Below are 22,358 nucleotides of genomic sequence, written 5' to 3'. Positions count from 1 at the left end.
GACGGTAGGATCGAGCACGCATCGATCCGGCCATCACCGGGGAGCACCCGGAAGAAAGCGACCGGCGGGCCCAGGCCCGGTGGTCGTCGGTAGAACCGGGCGGGGCAGGCCCGTCACAGCCGCAGCAGAGCGGTCGCGGTCGCCGTCCGAGAGGACGACGACGGCGGCAAGCGGGGTGGTACCGCGCCACCCGGGTCAGGCACCCGGACGGCGTCCTCGTGGTCAGAAGGTCCCTCGGCCAGCGCAGCGGGGGCGACCCACCGCACGACCTGGAGAACCGATGACCTACCCCAAGGGTTCCGACGCCACCGGCGTCCCCGCCTCCCCGCGATTCCCCGAGATCGAGACCGGCGTCCTCGCCTTCTGGAAGCGCGACGACACCTTCGCCGAGTCGATCCGTGCACGCGAGGGCTGCGACGAGTGGGTCTTCTACGACGGCCCGCCGTTCGCCAACGGCCTGCCGCACTACGGGCACCTCCTGACGGGTTACGCCAAGGACGTCTTCCCGCGGTACCAGACCATGCGCGGCAAGCAGGTGCACCGCCGCTTCGGCTGGGACACCCACGGCCTGCCCGCCGAGCTCGAGGCGATGCGTCAGCTCGGGCTGACCGAGAAGCACGAGATCGACGACATGGGCATCGACGTGTTCAACGCCGCCGCCCGCCGATCGGTGCTGCAGTACACCGACGAATGGCAGCGGTACGTCACCCGCCAGGCGCGCTGGGTCGACTTCGACCACGACTACAAGACCCTCGACGTCGACTACATGGAGAGCGTCGTCTGGGCCTTCAAGCAGCTGCATGACAAGGGACTCGCCTACGAGGGCTTCCGTGTGCTGCCCTACTGCTGGCACGACCAGACCCCCTTGTCCAACCACGAACTGCGCATGGACGACGACGTCTACAAGAACCGTCAGGACCAGACGGTCACCGTCGCCTTCCCCCTCGTCGGCGCCAAGGCCGAGGCGCTCGGCCTGACCGGCGTCGAGGCGCTGGCCTGGACGACCACCCCGTGGACCCTCCCGACCAACATGGCGCTGGCCGTGGGACCGGCCATCGACTACGTCACCGTGCCCCACGCCCTCCTGCCGGGCGAGCGCACCGGCGACCAAGAGCTGTTGACCGGCAGCGTGTTCCTGCTCGCGGCCGACACGCTCGGCGCCTACGCGCGCGACCTGGGCTACGAGTCCGCCGAGTCCGCCCAGGCCGCCGTCACCGCGACCTTCACCGGCGCCGAGCTCGAGGGCGTCGAGTACGACCGCATCTGGGACGTCTACGCCGACACCGAGGCCTGGGGCACCGAGAACGCCTGGCGCGTGCTGGTCGCCGACTACGTCGCCACCGGCGAGGGCACCGGCATCGTGCACCAGGCCCCGGCCTACGGCGAGGACGACCAGCTGGTCTGCGCCGCCGCGGGCATCCCCGTGATCGTCTCGGTCGACGACGGTGGGCGCTTCCTGCCGATGTTCGACGAGCTGGGTGTCGCCGGCCTCCAGGTCTTCGAGGCCAACAAGCCGTTGGTGCAGCGCCTCCGCGCCGACGGACGCCTGGTGCGCCTCGCCAGCTACGAGCACAGCTACCCGCACTGCTGGCGCTGCCGCAACCCCCTGATCTACAAGGCGGTGTCGAGCTGGTTCGTGCGCGTCACCGAGTTCCGCGACCGCATGGGCGAGCTGAACCAGCAGATCACCTGGGTGCCCGACAACGTCAAGGACGGCCAGTTCGGCAAGTGGGTCGGCAACGCCCGCGACTGGTCGATCTCGCGCAACCGCTACTGGGGTTCACCGATCCCGGTGTGGAAGAGCGACGACCCCGCCTACCCGCGCGTCGACGTCTACGGCTCGCTGGCCGAGATGGAGGCCGACTTCGGCCGCCTGCCGCTCAACGCCGACGGCGAGCCCGACCTGCACCGCCCCTACATCGACGAGCTCACCCGACCGAACCCCGACGATCCGACCGGGCAGAGCACGATGCGCCGCATCGAGGACGTCCTCGACGTCTGGTTCGACAGCGGCTCGATGCCGTTCGCACAGGTGCACTACCCGTTCGAGAACCAGCAGTGGTTCGACGAGCACAGCCCTGCCGACTTCATCGTCGAGTACATCGGCCAGACCCGTGGCTGGTTCTACACGCTGCACACGCTCTCCACCGCGTTGTTCGACCGCCCGGCCTTCTCGAACGTGGTCAGCCACGGCATCGTGCTCGGCTCCGACGGTCAGAAGATGTCGAAGAGCCTGCGCAACTACCCCGACGTCAGCGAGGTCTTCGACCGCGACGGGGCCGACGCCATGCGCTGGTTCCTCATGTCGAGTTCGGTGATCCGCGGCGGCAACCTCGTCGTCACCGAAGAGGGCATCCGCGAGGGCGTCCGGCAGTTCCTGCTGCCGCTCTGGAGCACCTGGTACTTCTTCTCGCTCTACGCCAACGCGGCCTCCGGAGGCGCGGGTCGTCACGCCGCCCCCGGTCACGACGCGCAGTGGCGAACCGACTCGAGCGACGTCCTCGACCGCTACCTGCTGGCGAAGACGCGCCTCCTGGTCACGGACGTCGAGGCGGCCCTCGACGCCCTCGACACGCCGCGGGCCACCGCGACGCTGCGCGACTTCGCCGACGTCCTGACCAACTGGTACGTCCGACGCTCGCGTGACCGGTTCTGGTCGGGCGACGACGTCGACGCCTTCGACACCCTCTTCACGGTGCTCGAGACCCTCACCCGGGTCGCGGCCCCGCTCGCGCCCCTCGTCGCGGACGAGATCTACAAGGGACTCACCGGGGGTCGCTCGGTGCACCTGACCGACTGGCCCGACGCCTCGGCGTTCCCGGCCGACGACGCCCTCGTGGCCGCGATGGACGCCGTTCGCGCGGTCGCGTCGAGCGGCCTGGCGCTGCGCAAGGCCCAGGGGCTGCGCGTCCGCCTGCCGTTGGCCCGTCTGACCGTCGTCACGCCCGACCCCGCGGGCCTCGAGGCGTTCGCCGACATCGTGCGCGACGAGCTCAACGTCAAGCAGGTCGTCGTGACCCGCCTGACCGAGGAGAGCCTCGGAGAATACGGCGTCACCCGCAAGCTCACCGTCAACGCCCGGGCGGCCGGTCCGCGCATCGGGAAGCAGGTGCAGCAGGTCATCCCGGCGGCGAAGAGGGGCGACTGGCAGCCCGCGGGCGAGAACGTCGTCGTCGGCGGCGTCGAGTTGCTGCCCGGCGAGTTCACGCTCGAGCTGGCCGTCGCCGACGCGTCGAGCGCTCTCGCCTTCGTCGGCGACGGCGGCTTCGTGCTGCTCGACACCGCGACCACGCCCGAGCTCGAGGCCGAGGGCCTGGCCCGCGACGTCGTGCGTGCCGTGCAGCAGGCCCGGAAGACCGCCGACCTCGACGTGTCCGACCGCATCGTGACGACGCTCACGACCGACGCCGTCGCGGCGGTCGCCGTCGAGGCCCACCGTGAGCTGATCTCCCGCGAGACCCTGACCACCGAGTTGATCGTCGACGTCCAGGAGGGCGTCGGCGAGCGGCCCGAGAAGACCGTCGTCGGATCGGGCTCCGGCTCGGCCGTCGTCGTGGAGGTACGACGCGCATGACCCCGAAGAAGAACGACCGTCAGGGCGACCCCGCCGACGAGCAGGGAGGCGAGTTCGCGGCCGGCGCGCAGCGCGTCCACGACGAGCTGCTGGCACGCATCGGCGAGCAGGCCCCGCAGCCGCGGCTCGAGCCGACCCGGCGGGCCGTCGAGCTGCTGGGCGACCCGCAGCGGGCCTACCCGGTGATCCACCTCACCGGCACGAACGGCAAGACGTCGACCAGCCGGATGATCGAGAGCATCCTGCGGGCGCACGGCCTGCGCACCGGGCTCATGACGAGCCCGCACCTCGTGCACCTCAACGAGCGCATCGTGGTCGACGGCGAGCCGATCAGCGACGAGCGCCTGGTCGCCAACTGGGACGACATCCAGCCCTACCTGACCATGGTCGACACCGATCTCGAAGCGTCGGGGGAGCCCACCCTGACCTTCTTCGAGGCCCTGACGGTGCTCGCCTTCGCCTGCTTCGCCGACGCTCCGGCCGACGTGGTCGTGCTGGAGGTCGGCATGGGGGGCGAATGGGACAGCACGAACGTGGCCGACGGCCAGGTCGCCGTCTTCACCCCCATCGCCCTCGACCACCAGAACCGTCTCGGCTCGACCGTGGCCGAGATCGCCCGCACCAAGGCCGGGATCGTCAAGCCCACGGCCGCCGTGGTCTCGGCGTCGCAGACCCCCGAGGCCCTGGTCGAACTCGAACGCGCCGTCGAGTTGAGCGAGGGGTCGCTCGCGGTCGAGGGCACCGCCTTCGGCGTCGAGTCCACCACCGTCGCCGTCGGCGGCCAGGTCGTCACGATCCGCGGGCTCGCGGGCCGGTACGACGACCTGCTCCTGCCGCAGTTCGGTGACCACCAGGCCCAGAACGCCGCCGTCGCGGTCGCGGCCGTCGAGTCCTTCCTCGGCGGCGGGTCGCAGCCGCTCGACCACGAGGTGCTCGCCGAGGGACTCGCGAGTGCGACGTCGCCCGGCCGCCTGCAGATCGTCGCCAACGAGCCGACGATCCTGGTCGACGCGGCGCACAACCCGCACGGCGCCCGCGCCCTGGCCAAGGCCCTCGACGACTACTTCCAGTTCGGCGGCGTCGTCGCGGTGCTCAGCGTGTTGGCCGACAAGGACGCCGCGGGCATCGTCCGCGCCCTGGCGCCCACGGTCACCCAGTTCGTCGTGACGAGCTCGAAGTCCGACCGGGCGATCGACGCCGACGAGCTCGCCGCCATCGCGGTGGGCGTCGTGGGTGCCGACCGCGTCGTCGTCGAGACCGACCTCGTGGCGGCCCTGCGCACGGCGCGCGACCTGGCCGACGAGGTCGAGGGCGACGAGCCCGGCGGCGTCGTCGTGACGGGGTCGATCACGCTGGTCGGCGACGTCATCGCCCTCTCGCAGCAGCCCGAGGGGCTCTCGTGACGACGCCACCGCCTCCCGCCGGAGCCGGAGCCGGAGCCGGAGCCGGCGGGCGCGCGCCGCGCCCCCGTCGACGTCGTGGGGCGGCCGAGAGCCTGCTCTCGATCGTCCTCGTGCTCGAGGCCATGACGCTGTTCTTCGTCACCCTCGTGGTCTTCGGGCGGCAGTTGCTGCCGGCCAGCGTCGCCTGGGGCGGAGGCCTCGCCGCGATCGTCCTGACGCTGCTGATCTCGCAGACCCTGCGCTGGCGGTGGGGCGTCGCCCTCGGCTGGCTCGTCCAGCTGGGTCTCGTGGCCTGTGGGTTCCTCGATCCGGTCATGTTCGTCGTGGCCGCCCTGTTCGTGGCCATCTGGACCTACTGCCTCGTCAAGGGCACACAGCTCGACCGCATGAACGCCGCCCGGCTGCGCGACGCGCCCGGTGACGTGGCCTGAGCCGACACCCACCGACCCGTCCTCCGGGCGCCCGCCCGCGAGCCATCCGCCACCCACCGAGCCATCCGCCACCCACCGAAAGAGGAGCAATGTCCGATCTCGAAGAAACCCTCGTCCTCGTCAAGCCCGACGGCGTCGCCCGCGGCCTGACCGGCGAGATCCTGCGCCGCATCGAGGCCAAGGGGTACTCGCTCGTCGACGTCCGCCTCGTGCAGGCCGACCGCGACCTGCTCGCGAAGCACTACGAGGAGCACGTGGGCAAGCCGTTCTACGAGCCCCTCGTCGAGTTCATGCAGAGCGGCCCGACCGTCGCGCTGCGCATCGCGGGCGACGCCGTCATCGCGGGCTTCCGCTCGCTCGCCGGCACGACCGACCCGACGACCGCGGCCCCCGGAACCATCCGTGGCGACCTCGGCCGCGACTGGGGCCTGAAGGTGCAGCAGAACCTGGTGCACGGCAGCGACAGCCCCGAGAGCGCCACGCGCGAGCTGGCCCTCTGGTTCTGAGCCGCCGACCGGCGTGACGCCGGAGACCACCGAGCCCGCGCCTCCTGAGTCCATCAGGAGGCGCGGGCTCGGTCGTGTCGACGGGTCGCGTCGTCAGGGGGCCGGCGTCGCCGTCGAGCCCTCGGTGTCGCCCGTGCTCGTGTCACCGGTCGGGGCGCCGTTCTGCACCTCGGCGACGAACTGCGCGAAGGTGCTCGCGTCGGTCAACGAGCCCTGGTACTGCTGGCCGTTCACCAGGACGAGCGGGGTGCTCGCGAGCTTGTCGAGCGACGAGTTCGGGATCGGGTCGTTCAACGCCCGCTGGGTGGCCGAGGCGACCCAGTCCTCGAAGTCGCCTCCCGTGATGCACGACGGGATCTGGTCGTCGGTCGCCCCGGCACCCTGCACCAGGGTGACGAGCTCGTCGTTCGTCAGGCCCCGGGTGTTCTCCTCGGGTTGCTGCGCGAACAGGGCGGTGTTGACGTCGAGCGCCTTGTCGGGCTCGTGGTTCGCGACGCAGGCGAAGGCGTTGGCGGCCCGCGTCGAGTACCGGCTGCCCTGCGAGGCGTTGTCGAGGAACCCGATCGGGTGGATCGCCAGGGTCGCGGCACCGCTCGAGACGGCTTCCTCGAGCTGCTGGGCGTTCGTCGTGTCGAACTGGCCGCAGAACGGGCACATGTAGTCGAGGTAGACCACGATCGACGGCACGTCGCCCGAGGCGCTCGGGGCCGGGGTCGGGGTCGCGTCGGCGGCGAGGGCGCCGCTCGGCACGGCGGTGACCGCCCCGTTCGAGCCCTCGAGCACCAGACCGTCGCTCGCCATGTTCGCAGGGCCGGGACCGGCCGGCTTGATCGACTGCGTGATGACGAGCGCGACGATCGCGAGCACCGCCACGACGCCCACGACCAGGCCGCCCTGCAGGAGCCACTTGTTGCGTCGTCGACGTCGGGCCTCGGCCTCGCGCGTGACGCGGGCCTTCTCGCGGGCTGCTTCTCGGCGTTCTTTCTTGCTGGCGGGGGAGTCGGTGGGTGGCGTCATCAGTCCTCGTCGTGGCTCGGGGGTCGTCGGTCAAGACTGGCGAGGTCGACCCTGATTCGGCTGGGAGCGACCTGAGTGCGACCGAGGGGGCGGGTGGGCCGGAGCCGGGGACGCGAGGAGGCGCGGCTCACCCGAACAGCGTCGGCAGCAGCAGCGGGAACACGACGACGATGGTCGTGGCGACGACGATGTAGTTGAGCACCGGCAGCACCCACGAGTAGGGGAGGAAGCGTGCCGCCGCACGTCGGAGCGGCCCGTCCGGGACGGTGACGCCGCGAGCCGCGCCCCACACCGTGAACACCCAGAACAGCGGGATGGTGAAGAGCCAGACGAGCATGCACCACGGGCAGAGCGCACCGATGACGAACACCGTCTGGGTGAAGAGCCAGGTGATGAAGATCCAGGCGAGCAGCAGTCCGAGGTTGAAGGCCAGCCAGAACCACCGGGCGAAGCGCGCACCGGCGAGCAGGCCCAGGCCCACCGCCACGGGGGCAGCGAAGCCGATCAGGCCGAGGATCGGGTTGGGGAAGCCGAAGAGCGAGGCCTGCCAGCTGTTGATGACGGGTGAGCAGCCCACGAACGGGTTGACGTCGCAGCCGAGCGCCGCGCCCGGGTTCTCGAGCAGCCGGAACTTGTCGAGGGTCAGGGCGAAGGCCCCCACGAGTCCGCCGAGACCGGCGACGACGAGCAGCACGGCCGCGACGAACGGGGTGCGGCCGGTGGGCAGGGTCACGGCCCGAGGCGTCTCGACGGTCACGTCCAGCAGTATCGCACGGGCCGTCGGGGCGTCCGCTTTGACCCCGGACCGACGTGGGCGTGCGATAATCGAGCCAGTCGTGGGGCCCAGGCCCCGAGATCCAGGCTTACCGGGCAGTGCCGGCCGTCGTCGTCACGCGAGAGATCGCGTGGTCGACCAGGTCGAGCGGAATCCGGGCCAGAGCGCAGGCGCTCATCGTCGGATGGCCAGTTCCGAACCAGCAAGGCGACACGAAGAACAGCACGTCGACGAACGACATCGAGGGCGACGACCGCAGGTCGGTCGACACCCCCGGGTGACCGAACGTGACGTGTCCGACAAGGCGCGCCGTGAGAGGGCGCGGTGGTCAGGGGCAGGTGCGACGTCACCGCCCGGCCACGACACGAGAATTCCTGCCGACGGCATGGCCTCGGCGGGGCGAGGAGCGCACCGCAAGTGGTGAACGACAACACAGACAACGACGGACGTCCGAAGAAGAGAAGGGGATTGTTCGCAGGCCTCAGGGCTCGCCAGGCAGCGGTCGACGCCGCCCCGGCGACGGCCCCCGCCAGGCAGCAGGCAGCACTCCCTTCACCCGTCCGGACGACAGACGACGCCCAGGAGGCATCACCCGTGACCCACGAGACCGAGACCACCGACGAGCAGGTCGCGGCCCAGGCCCCGACCTCCCAGCAGGGCGAGACCGACGCCGTCGCCGAGGCGTTCGTCGCCGCGGCGACCCAGCCGTCACGGGCCACCGACGCGACGGCCGACGACGAGGCGACCGACGGGGCGTCGCCGATCCCGGCGAACCTCACGACGACGTCGTTGATCTTCCACGCACCCGAGATCACCGTCCTGCCGGCCCGCCCCGGTCGGCGACAGCGCGACGACCGTGACGACCGGTACGACCGCGACGACTCGTGGGACGACGACCGCGAGGGCGACGACGACGACCGCGACGACCGTGACGAGCGCGACGACCGCGAGCAGCAGCCCGCCTCGCGTCGCCGCCAGCGCGGCCGCTCGCAGGACCGCGAGGAGCGCGACTCCGAGCCCCGTGGTCGCGACCGCGACCGTGCCCCGCGTCAGGCCGAGCTCATCACCGAGCCGCAGCGCATCAAGGGCTCCACGCGTCTCGAGGCGAAGAAGCAGCGTCGTCGCGACGGCCGGGACGCCGGACGCCGTCGCACCGTCATCACCGAGGCCGAGTTCCTCGCCCGTCGCGAGAGCGTCGACCGCAAGATGATCGTCCGCTCGTCGGGCGACCGCATCGAGATCGGCGTCATGGAGGACGGCACCCTGGCCGAGCACTACGTCGCCAAGGCGCAGAACGTCTCGTTGATCGGCAACGTCTACCTCGGCCGCGTCCAGAACGTGCTGCCCAGCATGGAGGCCGCCTTCGTCGACATCGGACGCGGTCGCAACGCCGTGCTCTACTCGGGCGAGGTCGACTGGGACTCCCTGTCGACGGGCAACCAGCCCCGTCGCATCGAGCTGGCCCTCAAGCCCGGCGACCGCGTGCTCGTCCAGGTCACCAAGGACCCCGTCGGCCACAAGGGCGCCCGTCTCACGAGCCAGATCTCGCTGCCGGGCCGCTACCTCGTCTACGTGCCCAACGGCTCGATGAACGGCATCAGCCGCAAGCTGCCCGACACCGAGCGCGCGCGTCTGAAGAAGATCCTCAAAGAGGCCCTGCCGGAGAACACCGGCGTCATCGTGCGCACGGCGGCCGAGGGCGCGACCGAAGAGCAGCTGACCCTCGACGTCAAGCGCCTCACCAACCAGTGGGCCGACATCGAGAAGAAGGTCGCGGCGGGCAACGCCCCGAACCAGCTGCACTCCGAGCCCGACCTGCTGATCAAGATCGTGCGCGACGTCTTCAACGAGGACTTCCACGAGATGGTCATCGACGGCGACGAGGCGTTCGAGACGCTGCAGTCGTACCTCTCGGCGGTGGCGCCCGACCTCATGGACCGCGTCAAGCGCTACGAGGGTGACAAGGACGCGTTCGACGAGTACCGCCTCAACGAGCAGATCGAGAAGGCGCTCGACCGCAAGGTCTGGCTGCCCTCGGGCGGTTCCCTCGTCATCGACCGCACCGAGGCGATGACCGTCGTCGACGTCAACACCGGCAAGTTCGTCGGTTCCGGCGGAAACCTCGAAGAGACGGTCACGAAGAACAACCTCGAGGCCGCCGAGGAGATCGTCCGTCAGCTGCGCCTCCGCGACATCGGCGGCATCATCGTCGTCGACTTCATCGACATGGTGCTCGAGTCCAACCGTGACCTCGTGCTGCGTCGTCTGGTCGAGTGCCTCAGCCGCGACCGCACCAAGCACCAGGTGGCCGAGGTCACGTCGCTCGGGCTCGTCCAGATGACGCGCAAGAAGTTGGGCCTCGGCCTGGCCGAGTCGTTCTCCGAGGCCGGCAGCGCTGCGCGCGTCCAAGAACAGCAGCCCCGCAAGGGCGGCCAGCAGGGCGACCGCCGACGTGGCGGCCAGGCCGGCGGGTCCGGCAAGTCGGGCGGCAACGGCCACAACACGGGCGCCGGTGCCGGCACCGCGCCGCAGTCCGGTCGCGGCGGCCCCTCGGCGCCGACCGGTGGGGCTCACCCCACGACGGGTACGCACGCCATCACCGACGACGTGAAGAACGCCCTCTCGCGCATCGCGGCGAGCACCATCGCCCATGCCGAAGAAGGCGGCGCCAAGGACGACGACGCGGCCAGCCAGGCCGCCGCGGCGGTCGAGGCCGCCATCGACGCCGCCGCCGCGAGTGCCACGAAGGCCGAGCCGGCCGCCGAGGCAGCCGGTGACCAGGCCGACGAAGGCCGTCGCGGGCGTTCGGGCCGCAAGGGGCGCCGTGGATCGTCACGTGCCGCGCGCGAGACCGGCGAGGACGCCGCCGAGTCGGCTCCTGCCGTGTCGTCGCCCGCCGAGTCCGCTCCTGCCGACTCGAGCGCCGGTGTGATCGAGGTCCCCGCGGCCGCCCCGGCCGAGCGGTCGGCTCCGGCCGCCGCCGTGGCCGCACCCGTCGACGAGCCCACGGAGGCTCCGGTCGCCAAGGCCACGGCGCGTCGCCGGTCGTCGGCCACGGTCTCGACCCCGGACGCCACGGTCGCGATCCTCGACATCCCCGTCGCGACCACGCGTCGCGAGCCGCGTCGCATCAGCAGTCAGGACGCCGAGCAGCTGCTCGACTCGGTGCTGGGTGCGCTGCCCGAGCCGAAGCAGCCCGGGCAGGGGCGTTCGCGTTCGCGCCGCGCCTCCAGCCAGGGCACGACCGCAGCGGCTCCGGCCGAGCCGACGACGACCGGCGAGTCCGGTCCGTTCATCCTCGGCGTGGGGGTCAGCTCCGACGATCTGTAGGTCGTCTAGGGTGACTGCGTGCCTCTGACCCAGCCCGGAACCCCGACCGTCAGGTCGAGGCTCCGGGCTGCGTCCGTCTCGGCCTCCGGGCCGGAGGGACGCGAGCGCCTGCTCGTGGCGGCCACGGCCCTGGTCGTCGTGCTGGTGGCGCGTTTCGCCCTCGGCCTCGTCGCACTCGTCGGTTCGGCGGTCGGCTTCTCGGTGACGGCGTTCCCCAGCGGGTTCGTCGCGACGCCGGTCGGCCAGTTCCTCGGCAGCTTCGTGCTCTACCCGTTCCCGTTCTACGTCGCCTCGTTCGTCGTGCTCGCCACGATCAGGCCGCTGACGCCGCGGTCCGACCTCCGGACGGTCGTCCGCCACGCCGTGGTCGCGGGCGGCGCGGGAACCCTCGCGCTGGCCGTCGTCGGGATCGTGCCGGGCATCGTGCTCTCGATCGACGGCGGCACATGGGTGAACCTCGCGCTCTACCTGACGACCATCCCGCTGTCGGCGGGCATCGTCGACACCGCCCTGCTCGTGGCCGGGGCCGTGCTCGCCCGGCTGTGGCTGGGCGGCGGCCATGGCGACGAGGTCTGGGCGGTCGAGCCCGCGCCCCGGGTCGCCGAGGCCGGGGAGGGTGACGACGCGGGCGACGTCGAGGACGACGTCGCGCCTCCTGCCGTCCGGGGCGATCGCTCCACCCGCCTCCCGACGACCGTCGCCGCGGCGCCGTCGGCCCCCGTCGTCCCGCCCGAGCGCCCCGTCGTGCCGTCGCACCCGGCCCCCGCACCGGACGACTGGTCGCGCTTCGCGCCCCCGGCCGGTCCGAACGAGGACGACCGGTGAGCGCTCCCGTCCGGGAGCGCACCGACCACGCCGGGCACGGCGCCGGACGGCGTGCTCGTCGGGCACCGTCGCGCGTCCCGCTGCTCGTGGCCGGTGGGCTCGTGCTCGCCGTGCTCGTGGCCGTCCGCCTCGCCTCGCCCCTCCTCGGCCCGGGCCTGCTGCCGAACGCGCTGCAGGACTTCGTCACGCTGACCATCAGCGTCATCGTCGAGTCGATGCCCTTCGTCCTGCTCGGCATCGTCCTGTCGATCATCGTGCAGGAGTGGCTGCCGCAGGCGTTCTTCTCGTCGTGGCTGCCGAAGCGGGGGCTGCCCCGTCGCGCGGTCATCTCGTTCCTCGGCATGTTCCTGCCCGTCTGCGAGTGCGGCAACGTGCCCTTGGCGCGGGGGCTCGTGCTCAAGGGCTTCACGGTGTCCGAGTCGATGACCTTCCTGCTCGCGGCGCCGATCCTCAACCCCATCACCATCATCACCACGCACCAGGCGTTCGGGTGGGACGACGGCATCCTCGTGGCCCGGTTGATCGGCGGGTTCGTCATCGCGAACCTGATCGGCTGGCTGTTCAGCAAGCACCCGAACCAGCAGAGCCTGCTGACCTCCTCGTTCGCGGCCGAGTGCCGGGTCGACGACGGCCATGCGCACGGCCGGGGTCGCACGGCGAAGAGCGTCGACCTGTTCCGCCGCGAGATGTCGACCATGATGCCCGCGCTCTTCATCGGCGCGGCCATCGCGGGCGCGATCCAGACGATCGTTCCGCGGTCGGTGCTCGTCACGCTCGGCAGCAACCCGGTCTGGTCGGTGCTGGCGATGATGGTGCTGGCCTTCGTCATCTCGATCTGCTCGAACGTCGACGCGTTCTTCGTGCTGCCGTTCGCCTCGACGTTCATGCCAGGCGGCATCGCCGCCTTCCTCGTCTTCGGCCCCATCATCGACGTCAAGATGCTGGCCCTGCTGCGGACGACCTACACACCCAAGGTGCTCGGGCAGGTCACCCTCGTGGTGGCCCTGACCAGTGCCGCGATCGGACTGGTGGTCAACTATGTCGCCTAGCCCTGCTCCTCGCCCTTGGCGCCGACTGCTCGACCGGTGGCAAGGGGTGCTGCTGACGCTCGTCGTCGGCGTCGCCACCCTCTGGCTCGCCGCGACCGGGCAGCTCGTGCTGTACATCCACCCCCGGTACGACGTCTTCACGGTCGTGATGATCCTGATCGGCATGACGCTGTCGTTGGCCACGCTGGCGTTCTCACCCGTCCGGGGCGACGACGCGCACGATGGCCACGACCATGATCCCGGGCACGACCACGACCACGACGGCCGCCTCGACGCGGCCGAGGTGCCCGCGGTCGAGGACGGCCTCCGGCCGCGCCGGCGTCGGCCGGTCGCCACCGGCGCCCGACGTCTCGCCTTCTCGGTGGGCGTCGCCGTCACCGCCGCCATCGCGATCGCCGTCGTCGCCCTGCCCCCGGCCACCCTCACCAGCGCCACGGCCGGCCAGCGCGACGTGAACTCGTCGACCGCGGCGCTCGACCGCACGACCGTGGCCGACGCGACCAGCGCCTCCTCGGACGCCTACCGGTCGTTCAGCGTCCTCGACTGGGCCGGCCTGCTGCGGCAGACGACCGACCTTGCGTTCTACGAGGGCAAGACCGCCGACGTCGTCGGGTTCGTCACGCCGTCCGACACCGACCCCGACGACGTGTTCTACGTGTCGCGCTTCGTGATCACGTGCTGCGCGGTCGACGCCCAGCCCGTCGGCGTGCCCGTCTACCTGCCGGGGTGGCAGGACCAGGTCGCCGCCGACGACTGGGTCGAGGTCACGGGCGGCTTCGACACCAACCGCAGCAGCTCGAGCCAGGACCCCGTCGCCCTCGTGCCCGACGACGTCACCACCGTGGGACAGCCCAGTGACCCGTACCTCTACTGAGGGCGGACGGGGCCGGGGCGCGACGGGAGGGGCTGCCACGCCCGATCCGTTCGCGTCCGACCCCGTGTTCCTCACCGAGCAGGACGCCCGTGAGGCCGGTGCCCGCTGGCGCACGCGATGGATCGCCGTCGTCACCGTCCTCGCGGTGGTCTGTGCCGCCTTCGTGGGGCTGACCTACTTCCAGGGTCCCAAGGCCGGCGAGACGCAGGTCGACACGACGGCCGTGGTCGAGCGTCCCGGTCAGCAGCTGCGGGTGTTCGCCAACCAGGCGCTCGCGCACGTCGACGCCTCGCAGGTGGTCGTGACGCCCGCGGCCGCCTTCACGGTGCAGACGTCGGGTGACGTGGTCGCCGTGACCTTCACCGGCCGGCTCGCGTACGACACCGACTACCACGTCCGCGTCGACGGGGTCTCGAGCGTCTACCAGCGACAGACCTCGACCCTGGAGGCGCGGTTCAGCACGCCCCCGGCGACGGCGTACCGGCTCGTGCGCGGCACGTCCGGGGCCGACGACCGCATCGAACGGGCCGGGCTGCGGGGCTCCGACAGGACGACCGTCTGGTCCGCGCCGCGCATCCAGGCCTACGAGGTGTTCGACTCGGCCGTCGCGGTCGTGACGGACGACGGGACGCAGAGCAGCCTCAGCCTCGTGTCGCTCGACGGGGCCGCCGTCGAGACCCTGCCCGTGCCCGAGGCCCCTGGCCTGATCACTCGTTTCGCGGCCGACCGTGCCACGACGACGCTGGCGTTCTCGTTCCGTCCGACCGGTTCGGACGTCGAGACGTTGTACACGCTGCCGCTGCAGGGGGAGCGGGCGGTGGCCCCGGTCCTCGGCCTCTCCGGGCAGCCCGTCGAACCCACCGACTGGGCCTTCGTGCCGGGTGAGGACGACGTCGTCGTCCAGGCCGTCGACGACTCGGTGAGCGTCATCGACCTCTCGGGAGTGGACCCCGTGCGGCCCGTGGGGACGTACTCGCTCTTGCAGGGGGTGTCGCTCGACGGCACCACGCTGATCGCCGCGTCGGCGATCGCCTCCATGGTCGTCGACCTCGCCACGGGGGACGAGCGCCCCCGTGCCCCCGCCCCGGTCGACGGCGTCCTCCCGTTCGCCGGACCGCTGGTGGCCCTCGACCCAGGCCACGTCGTGCAGCAGGTGTCGGTCCCGTCCGACGACGGGCTCACGTACCGGACGCTCGTCGTCGCCGACGACGGTGCCACGTCACGGACGCTCTGGCAGCCCCCGAGCGCATCCGGTGTGATCGAGGGCTTCGACGTCTCCCCGAACGGGCAGTACCTGGCTGTCCAGTCGGTCGGGGACGCGACGACGCCGACCGACTACTCGTACACGATCGACCCCGTGGCCGACGGGGTCACGACCACCATCGTCGAGATCGCCTCGGGCGCGGTCGTGGCCAGCTACGAGGGCTTCGACACGAGTTGGTGACCGCGCGGCTGCGGCCGGGGCGGACGGAACCGGTCAGGCCGTGAGGCCGCGTTTCACCCGCTGGGACACCCGCAGCCCGCTGCGTTCGAGACGGCGGGCGAGGTCGAGGCCGGTCACGGCGACGGCCCCACCGGCGATCAACTCCGCCCGTCGGGACTCGGGCACGTCGTAGTGGTCGTGGTCGAACCCTCGGCGGGGGATGCCGTGACGGGCGGCGAAAGCGTGCAACTCGTCGTACGAGTCGTCGCTCACCAGGTGTGCCCACAACGTGTCGTGGGCCGGCCACACGGCCTCGTCGATCAGGATCACGCCCTGGATGCTACTCGTCGGTCCGCCTGCCGGTGCGGGGGTCGTGGACGGAGGAGGCGCGGCGCCCGTCGGAGGACGCGTTGACGGCCCCAGCGGCCCCCTGTACGATGGGCGGTTGGTGCGCGCTGGCTGGAGGCCGCGTCGTGCCGGACACCCCAACTCTTAAGGAACAGACATGGTCTACGCAGTCGTGCGCGCCGGTGGTCGGCAGGAGAAGGTCGAGGTCGGCACGATCGTCACCCTCGACCGCCTCAAGGCCGCCGAAGGCGACTCCATCACCCTCCCCGCCGTGCTGCACGTCGACGGTGACACCGTCACCTCCGCCGCCGACGCCCTGGCAGGGATCACCGTGACCGCCGAGGTGCTGAACGACCTGCGCGGCCCGAAGATCGTCATCCAGAACTACAAGAACAAGACCGGTTACAAGCGTCGCATGGGCTTCCGTGCCGACCTGACCCGCGTCAAGATCACCTCGATCAACTGAACCAGGGGCTGAGAACACATGGCACACAAAAAGGGCGCATCGTCCACCCGAAACGGTCGTGACTCGAACGCACAGCGCCTCGGCGTGAAGCGCTTCGGCGGCCAGGTCGTCCTCGCCGGCGAGATCATCGTCCGCCAGCGCGGCACCCACTTCCACCCCGGCGTCAACGTCGGCCGCGGCGGAGACGACACCCTCTTCGCCCTCGCCCCCGGCTCGGTCGAGTTCGGCGCCAAGGGCGGCCGCAAGGTCGTCAACATCGTCGCCTCCGCGACGGCGACGGTCTAGCACCACCACGCGGCGTCGGCACACGACCCGCATCGGCGGCCCCTCGCGGGTCGCACCGTCTGGGGCGAGCATCCTGCTCGCCCCAGACGTGTTTGACCCGGGCAGCTCGCACCGGCACGCACAGACAAAGAGATCAAGCACCTCATGGCCACATTCGTCGACCAAGTGACCCTCCACCTCCGCGCCGGCAACGGCGGCAACGGCTGCGTGTCCGTCAAGCGCGAGAAGTTCAAGCCGCTGGCCGGCCCCGACGGCGGCAACGGCGGTCACGGCGGAGACGTCGTCATCGTCAGCGACAGCGGCGTCACGACGCTGCTCGGGTTCCACCGCGCACCGCACCGCTCGAGCGACAACGGCGGCTTCGGCATGGGCGACCACCGGGCCGGCACCAACGGCGAGACCCTCGAGCTCGTCGTGCCGGTCGGCACCGTCGTGAAGTCCGCCGACGGCGTCGAGTTGATCGACATGGTCGAACCGGGCATGCGCTACGTCGCCGCCGAGGGCGGCATCGGGGGCCTCGGCAACGCGGCCCTCTCGTCGACCAAGCGCAAGGCGCCCGGCTTCGCCCTGCTGGGCACCCCCGGCTGGGCCGGAGACGTCCTGCTCGAACTCAAGGTCGTCGCCGACATCGCGCTCGTGGGCTACCCGTCGGCCGGCAAGTCGAGCCTCGTCGCCGCCCTCTCGGCCGCCAAGCCGAAGATCGCCGACTACCCCTTCACGACGCTGCACCCCAACCTCGGCGTCGTCGAGTCGGGTGACACGCGCTACACGGTCGCCGACGTCCCCGGGCTCATCGAGGGGGCCAGCGAGGGCAAGGGCCTCGGGCTCGAGTTCCTCCGGCACGTCGAGCGCTGCTCGGCCCTGCTGCACGTGCTCGACTGCGCGACGCTCGACCCGGGCCGCGACCCGTTGACCGACCTCGACGTCATCCTCCGCGAGCTCGAGGCGTACCCCGTCCCGGACGGCCAGAAGCCGCTGCTCGACCGCCCGCAGCTGATCGCGCTCAACAAGGTCGACGTGCCCGACGGTCGCGAGCTGGCCGACTTCGTCACGCCCGAGCTCGAGGCCCGCGGCTACCGCGTCTTCGAGATCTCCGCCGTGAGCCACGAGGGCTTGCGCAACCTGTCCTTCGCCCTGGCCGAGGTCGTCGAGGCCAGCCGCGCCGAGATCGCGGCGCGACCCGCGCCTCCTCGCATCGTCATGCGCCCCCGCGCCGTCAACGAGAAGCCCTTCGTCATCAGGGTCGAGGGTGGCACCTACGGCAACGTCTACCGCATCCTGGGCCAGAAGCCCGAGCGGTGGGTCGTGCAGACCGACTTCAACAACGAGGAGGCCGTGGGCTACCTCGCCGACCGGCTCAACGCCATCGGCGTCGAGGACGCCCTGTTCAAGGCGGGTGCACAGGCCGGTTCGACGGTCGTCATCGGCCCCGAGGGCGGCATCGTCTTCGACTGGGAGCCCACCCTCACCTCGACGGCCGAGCTGATGACCAGCGCCCGCGGCACCGACCCGCGCCTGATCCAGAACGACCGCCCGACCCGCAACCAGCGCCGCGAGGAGTACTTCGAGCGCATGGACGCCAAGGCCGAGGCCCGCGCCGAACTCCAGCGTGAACGCGCCGCCGGCCTGTGGACCGACGACGAAGGGTTCCTCGTGAAAGAGGGCGACGACGTCGAAGGCGACGAGCGGGCGTGACCGGGGGCGTCGTCGACCGCGCCGGCCTCGGCACGGCCCGCCGCATCGTGGTCAAGGTCGGCTCGTCGTCGATCAGCGGTGAGAACGCCGGACAGATCGAGCCGCTGGTCGACGCCCTCGCCGCGACCTACGGGCGGGGTGCCCAGGTCGTGCTCGTCTCGTCCGGGGCCATCGCCACGGGCCTGCCGCACCTGCGCGTCGACTCCCGCCCGACCGACCTCGCGACCCAGCAGGCGGCCGCCGCCGTCGGGCAGAACGTCCTGATCTACCGGTACCAGCAGAGCCTGCGCCGCTACGGCATCGTGGCGGGGCAGGTGTTGCTGACCGCCGGGGACATGCAGAACCCGACGCACCGCAGCAACGCCCAGCGCGCCATGGAGCGCCTGCTCGAGCTGCGCATCCTGCCGATCGTCAACGAGAACGACACGGTCGCCACCCACGAGATCCGCTTCGGCGACAACGACCGGCTCGCGGCGCTGGTGTCGCAGCTGGTCGGTGCCGACGCCCTCGTCCTGCTCAGCGACGTCGACGCCCTGTACACCCGCCCGCCGCACGAACCCGGCGCCGTCGCCCTCGTCGACGTGCCCTTCGGCGACGACCTCGCCGGGGTCACCTTCGGCGCGGCCGGTGCGGCCGGCGTCGGCACCGGAGGCGCGGGCACGAAGGTCGCGGCCGCCCGGTTCGCGGCCGAGGCCGGCACCCCCGTCCTCGTGACGAGCGCCGCCAACGTCGCCCGGGCCCTCGCGGGCGAGCAGGTCGGCACCTTCTTCGAGGCGGCGGGAGCCGCGGGGTCGGGACCTGCGGCGGGGGAGCCAGGGACCGCGGGCGGGCGACCGGACTGACCCGCGCCTCCTCGGGGGCGTCCGCGCCGCCGCGGTCACCGCCGGAGCGGTCTCGCGAGACGAGGGAGCGGCGCATAGGCTTCGTGCATGTCGCTCATCGATGCCCCGGCCCCGTCGCTCACCGACAAGCTGACCGCCGCGAAGGCCGCCTCCCGCGTGCTCGCCACCGCGACGGCCGACCGCAAGGACGCCGGTCTGCGCGCCGTCGCCGCCGCCCTGCTCGCCAACGTCGACCGGATCGTCGCGGCGAACGAGCTCGACCTGGCGAACGCGCGCGAGAACGGCGTCGGCGCCTCGCTCCAGGATCGCCTGAGGCTCGACTCCGGTCGACTGGCCGGGCTCGCGGCCGCCACCGAGCTGGTGGCCTCGCTGGTCGACCCGGTCGGCGAGTCGGTGCGGGGCAAGGTGCTGCCGAACGGGCTGCGCCTCGACCAGGTCCGCGTGCCGTTCGGCGTGGTGGGAGCCATCTACGAGGCCCGGCCGAACGTGACGGTCGACATCGCCGCGCTCGCCCTGAAGAGCGGCAACGCGGCCGTCCTGCGCGGCGGCAGCGCGGCGCAGCAGTCCAACCGCGTGCTGGTCGAGGTGATGCGCGAGGCCCTCGCCGAGGTGGGGCTGCCGGCCGACGCCGTCGTCACCATCGACGAGTTCGGCCGCGAGGGGGCCGCCGACCTCATGCGGGCCCGAGGGCTGGTCGACGTCCTGATCCCCCGGGGCAGCGCCGAGCTGATCGACACCGTGGTCCGCGAGTCGACGGTCCCCGTCATCGAGACCGGTGCCGGGGTCGTGCACGTCTTCCTCGACGCGAGCGCCGACGAGGGCTGGGCCGTCGACATCGTCCAGAACGCCAAGGTGCAGCGTCCGAGCGTGTGCAACGCCCTCGAGACGTTGCTCGTCCACCGCGAGGCGGCGGAACGCCTGCTGCCGCCGGTGCTGGGTGCCCTGCGCGCGTCCGGCGTGACGATCCACGGCGACGAACGGACGCTCGAGGTCTTCCCCGACGGGGTCCCGGCGACCGACGACGACTGGGCGACCGAGTACATGGGGCTCGACCTCGCCGTCCGGGTGGTGGCCGACGTCGACGAGGCCATGGCGCACATCGCCCGGTGGTCGACGCACCACACCGAGTCGATCGTGACCAACGACCTGGTGACCGCCGAGCGGTTCCTGGCCGAGGTGGACAGCGCCGTCGTCATGGTCAACGCCTCGACCCGCTTCACCGACGGCGGCGAGTTCGGCTTCGGGGCCGAGGTCGGCATCTCGACCCAGAAGCTCCACGCCCGCGGACCGATGGGGCTCGCCGAACTCACGAGCACCAAATGGGTCGTGCGGGGTCAGGGCCAGGTCCGCGGGTAGACTGACCGACGATCGTCACCGCCTGAACGGGAGAACCCATGCTCGACGCCTCGCTGCTGCTCGCCGAAGCCCACGAAGAACTCGCACCGCTGATCGCGCCGGCACCCGTCATCGCCGGTGTCTTCGCCGTCGCGTTCCTCGTCCTCGGCTACGTGGTGTTCAGCTACCGCGACGTCGCCAACCGTTCGCTGCGCAAGGCGAACAAGCTCGACCACCACGACGGTCCGATCGACGAGTTCGGTCACCCCGAGAACCACTGACCGCCGAGGTCGGCGAGATGGTCGTGGCGGGCGCCACCGTGCCCGACGGCGAGGGCGTCAGGCGACCCCGCGTCGGCATCATGGGCGGCACGTTCGACCCGATCCACCACGGGCACCTGGTCGCGGCCAGCGAGGTCGCGCAGTCGTTCCACCTCGACGAGGTCGTCTTCGTGCCGACCGGTCAACCGTGGATGAAACCCGAGGTCAGCGAGGCGGAGCACCGCTACCTCATGACGGTCATCGCCACGGCGTCGAACCCGACCTTCACGGTCAGCCGCGTCGACGTCGACCGCGAGGGGCCGACCTACACGATCGACACCCTGCGCGACATCCGACGCCTCCGTCCGACGGCCGAGCTCTTCTTCATCACCGGCGCCGACGCCGTCGCCCAGATCCTCGACTGGAAAGACGTCCAAGAGCTCTGGGACCTCGCCCACTTCGTCGCCGTGTCCCGGCCGGGGCACGACCTCAGCGTTAGCGGTTTGCCCGAGAGCGACGTAAGCTTGCTCGAAGTCCCCGCACTGGCCATCTCGTCGACCGATTGCCGCGCCCGGGTGGGTCGAGACTTTCCGGTGTGGTACTTGGTCCCCGACGGCGTCGTCCAGTACATCTCCAAGCACCATCTGTATCGGAGCGTTTCATGAGCACGTCCGACGGTCAGCCGCCCCTCACCCGGCGACAGATCCGCGACCTCGAGCGAGCCCGCGAGGCCGGTCAGGCCATCACCGGTGCCGTGCCCGTGGTGCCGGCCTCGACGTCCGCTCCCGCCCCGCGGCCCGCGACCACCCCCACGGGTGACGTGCCGATGCCGACTCCCGTGCCGTCGGCTGCCGCCCTGCGCGACGTGCCGCCCCCCGCACCCGGCTCGGTCGTCGACCCCGGCACCGGCCTGACCCGCCGCCAGATGCGCGCCCTGCGCGACGCGAGCCAGAGCCGCGACGCCTCCCCGGTGCCTCTGCAGGCACCAGCTCCCGAACCCCGTCGTCCGTTGGCCGACGCGCTCAACACCGTCGACGAGATCGCCCCGGCCGCCGACCGGCCGGCCTCTGCGCCCGGTGCGTCCGCGCCGGCCTCGGCGGCCCTCCGTCCCGCGTCGGCCCCCGTGCCGTCCGCCGTGTCGGACGTCGACCCGTCGGACGACGACGACTCGTCGGACGACGTCCCCGGGCCCCGACGCACGGGTGCGACCGGCGCGGCGACCCCGGTGTCCTCGACCCCCACCCCGACGTCGACGCCGACGGTGTTCCCGTTCGCCCTGTCCGACGAGCAGGACCGCAGCGGACAGGACTCGCCGAGTGCGCCTCCTGCCCCGTCCCGTCCCGTGTCGTCGGCGCCGCGACCGTCCGGCGTCGGTCCGTCACGCGACCAGCGCGACGACTCGTCCGACGCCGCACCCGTCGTCCCGTCCGGCCACTGGTCCACCCAGTCCGACGAGCCCGACGCGGAGTCCGTCCCGGGCCGCCAACTCGGCACCAGCACCGGTCAGCAGAACGCCTTGATCCTCACCGACGCGCAGGTCGCCGACGTGACCGGTGCGCTGAACGCGACCGGCGAGATCATCATCACGGGCTCGATCGACCTGCCGCGCAGCCTGGCGTCGACCGGCTCGCAGGCACGCATCGACAACTCCGACATGGACCGCATCCTCGAGCAGGGCGACGCCGAGCAGGCGTCGAGCGACGCCGAGCCCGTGCGCGCCAGCCGGGCCATCAGCACGCACACGTCCACCCGCGCCGTCGTGCTGGCCGCGTCGCAGCCCAAGGGCAACCACCTGCCGCTGATCCTCGGCATCTCGGGCGGCGTCGTGGGCCTCGGTATCATCGGCTTGATCATCGGTGGCTTCGCCACCGGGGTGCTGGGCTGAGGCCCGACCCACCCGAACCGACCCCGGTCGGCCCG

At 71.6% G+C, this 22,358-nt stretch carries 21 protein-coding genes; 17 read left to right on the top strand and 4 right to left on the bottom strand.

The features are described 5' to 3' along the window. Positions 1-280 precede the first annotated feature (280 nt). From ileS to ndk, 4 genes are all read left to right on the top strand, one after another. The gene (gene ileS, locus ARTHRO9V_RS10160) at positions 281-3,574 is read left to right on the top strand and encodes an isoleucine--tRNA ligase (protein ID WP_159826910.1); all 3,294 of its coding nucleotides are present in this window, start codon (positions 281-283) and stop codon (positions 3,572-3,574) included. Beyond that, positions 3,571-4,977, top strand: a complete 1,407-nt coding sequence (locus ARTHRO9V_RS10155; RefSeq protein ID WP_123571847.1) for a folylpolyglutamate synthase/dihydrofolate synthase family protein — start codon at positions 3,571-3,573, stop codon at positions 4,975-4,977. Before ileS ends, ARTHRO9V_RS10155 begins: the two co-directional genes overlap by 4 nt. Then, entirely contained in the window at positions 4,974-5,408 is a 435-nt protein-coding gene (locus tag ARTHRO9V_RS10150; RefSeq protein WP_159826909.1) for a DUF4233 domain-containing protein, read from the top strand. The genes ARTHRO9V_RS10155 and ARTHRO9V_RS10150 overlap by 4 nt, the downstream gene beginning before the upstream one ends. An 89-nt stretch (positions 5,409-5,497) precedes the next feature. After that, entirely contained in the window at positions 5,498-5,914 is a 417-nt protein-coding gene (gene ndk, locus ARTHRO9V_RS10145; RefSeq protein WP_056048334.1) for a nucleoside-diphosphate kinase, read from the top strand. Positions 5,915-6,007: 93 nt separating this feature from the next. Here ndk and ARTHRO9V_RS10140 read toward each other — a convergent pair whose 3' ends face one another. The 3 genes from ARTHRO9V_RS10140 to ARTHRO9V_RS10130 form a co-directional block, all read right to left on the bottom strand. Beyond that, positions 6,008-6,931: a thioredoxin domain-containing protein gene (locus ARTHRO9V_RS10140; RefSeq protein WP_159826908.1), complete on the bottom strand. Its 924-nt coding sequence runs from the start codon at positions 6,929-6,931 to the stop codon at positions 6,008-6,010. Positions 6,932-7,058: 127 nt separating this feature from the next. Further along, positions 7,059-7,688, bottom strand: coding sequence for a vitamin K epoxide reductase family protein (locus tag ARTHRO9V_RS10135; protein WP_233568524.1), 630 nt, complete (start codon positions 7,686-7,688; stop codon positions 7,059-7,061). 106 nt (positions 7,689-7,794) lie between these two features. Next, a complete protein-coding gene (locus ARTHRO9V_RS10130) occupies positions 7,795-7,977 on the bottom strand; it encodes a hypothetical protein (protein ID WP_056048330.1) in 183 nt (60 codons plus the stop codon). Positions 7,978-8,123: 146 nt separating this feature from the next. Here ARTHRO9V_RS10130 and ARTHRO9V_RS10125 point away from each other — a divergent pair, with 146 nt between their 5' ends. From ARTHRO9V_RS10125 to ARTHRO9V_RS10105, 5 genes are all read left to right on the top strand, one after another. Further along, on the top strand, positions 8,124-11,036 hold the full coding sequence (locus ARTHRO9V_RS10125) for an Rne/Rng family ribonuclease (RefSeq protein WP_201298932.1): 2,913 nt from the start codon (positions 8,124-8,126) through the stop codon (positions 11,034-11,036). Positions 11,037-11,054: 18 nt separating this feature from the next. Next, complete coding sequence (locus ARTHRO9V_RS10120) at positions 11,055-11,861, top strand: hypothetical protein (RefSeq protein ID WP_159826907.1); 807 nt, start codon at positions 11,055-11,057, stop codon at positions 11,859-11,861. Continuing rightward, on the top strand, positions 11,858-12,910 hold the full coding sequence (locus tag ARTHRO9V_RS10115) for a permease (protein WP_159826906.1): 1,053 nt from the start codon (positions 11,858-11,860) through the stop codon (positions 12,908-12,910). Before ARTHRO9V_RS10120 ends, ARTHRO9V_RS10115 begins: the two co-directional genes overlap by 4 nt. 46 nt (positions 12,911-12,956) lie before the next feature. Further along, a complete protein-coding gene (locus ARTHRO9V_RS10110; RefSeq protein WP_236557021.1) occupies positions 12,957-13,784 on the top strand; it encodes a TIGR03943 family putative permease subunit in 828 nt (275 codons plus the stop codon). A 64-nt stretch (positions 13,785-13,848) separates the two neighbouring features. Then, on the top strand, positions 13,849-15,228 hold the full coding sequence (locus tag ARTHRO9V_RS10105) for a hypothetical protein (RefSeq protein WP_159826902.1): 1,380 nt from the start codon (positions 13,849-13,851) through the stop codon (positions 15,226-15,228). Positions 15,229-15,261: 33 nt separating this feature from the next. Here the strand turns inward: ARTHRO9V_RS10105 and ARTHRO9V_RS10100 are convergent, their stop codons facing one another. Further along, on the bottom strand, positions 15,262-15,537 hold the full coding sequence (locus ARTHRO9V_RS10100; RefSeq protein ID WP_369794401.1) for a DUF4031 domain-containing protein: 276 nt from the start codon (positions 15,535-15,537) through the stop codon (positions 15,262-15,264). Positions 15,538-15,712: 175 nt separating this feature from the next. Between ARTHRO9V_RS10100 and rplU the strand changes: the two genes are divergently transcribed. The 8 genes from rplU (at position 15,713) to ARTHRO9V_RS10060 (ending at position 22,323) form a co-directional block, all read left to right on the top strand. After that, positions 15,713-16,021 carry a 50S ribosomal protein L21 gene (gene rplU / locus ARTHRO9V_RS10095; RefSeq protein WP_056048310.1) on the top strand — a complete coding sequence of 103 codons (309 nt, stop codon included), beginning with the start codon at positions 15,713-15,715 and terminating at the stop codon, positions 16,019-16,021. An 18-nt stretch (positions 16,022-16,039) separates the two neighbouring features. Then, positions 16,040-16,306 (top strand): 50S ribosomal protein L27, encoded by a 267-nt coding sequence (gene rpmA, locus ARTHRO9V_RS10090; protein WP_123571842.1) that lies wholly within the window; start codon positions 16,040-16,042, stop codon positions 16,304-16,306. Between the two features lie 144 nt (positions 16,307-16,450). Beyond that, complete coding sequence (gene obgE, locus ARTHRO9V_RS10085; protein ID WP_123571841.1) at positions 16,451-18,001, top strand: GTPase ObgE; 1,551 nt, start codon at positions 16,451-16,453, stop codon at positions 17,999-18,001. Then, positions 17,998-18,843, top strand: coding sequence for a glutamate 5-kinase (gene proB / locus ARTHRO9V_RS10080; RefSeq protein WP_159826900.1), 846 nt, complete (start codon positions 17,998-18,000; stop codon positions 18,841-18,843). The genes obgE and proB overlap by 4 nt, the downstream gene beginning before the upstream one ends. A gap of 87 nt (positions 18,844-18,930) precedes the next feature. Beyond that, the gene (locus ARTHRO9V_RS10075) at positions 18,931-20,199 is read left to right on the top strand and encodes a glutamate-5-semialdehyde dehydrogenase (RefSeq protein ID WP_056048302.1); all 1,269 of its coding nucleotides are present in this window, start codon (positions 18,931-18,933) and stop codon (positions 20,197-20,199) included. Between the two features lie 38 nt (positions 20,200-20,237). Continuing rightward, positions 20,238-20,459 carry a hypothetical protein gene (locus ARTHRO9V_RS10070; protein WP_056048301.1) on the top strand — a complete coding sequence of 74 codons (222 nt, stop codon included), beginning with the start codon at positions 20,238-20,240 and terminating at the stop codon, positions 20,457-20,459. Positions 20,460-20,476: 17 nt separating this feature from the next. Next, positions 20,477-21,103 carry a nicotinate-nucleotide adenylyltransferase gene (gene nadD / locus ARTHRO9V_RS10065; RefSeq protein WP_082060195.1) on the top strand — a complete coding sequence of 209 codons (627 nt, stop codon included), beginning with the start codon at positions 20,477-20,479 and terminating at the stop codon, positions 21,101-21,103. Continuing rightward, positions 21,100-22,323 carry a hypothetical protein gene (locus ARTHRO9V_RS10060; protein WP_056048298.1) on the top strand — a complete coding sequence of 408 codons (1,224 nt, stop codon included), beginning with the start codon at positions 21,100-21,102 and terminating at the stop codon, positions 22,321-22,323. Before nadD ends, ARTHRO9V_RS10060 begins: the two co-directional genes overlap by 4 nt. Positions 22,324-22,358 lie beyond the last annotated feature (35 nt).

It is taken from the genome of Frigoribacterium sp. 9N (assembly GCF_902506305.1).
In the GTDB taxonomy this organism is placed as follows: domain Bacteria; phylum Actinomycetota; class Actinomycetes; order Actinomycetales; family Microbacteriaceae; genus Frigoribacterium.
The sequence above is the reverse complement of the archived record's forward strand: the minus strand, read 5'-3'. Positions and strand labels throughout refer to the sequence as shown.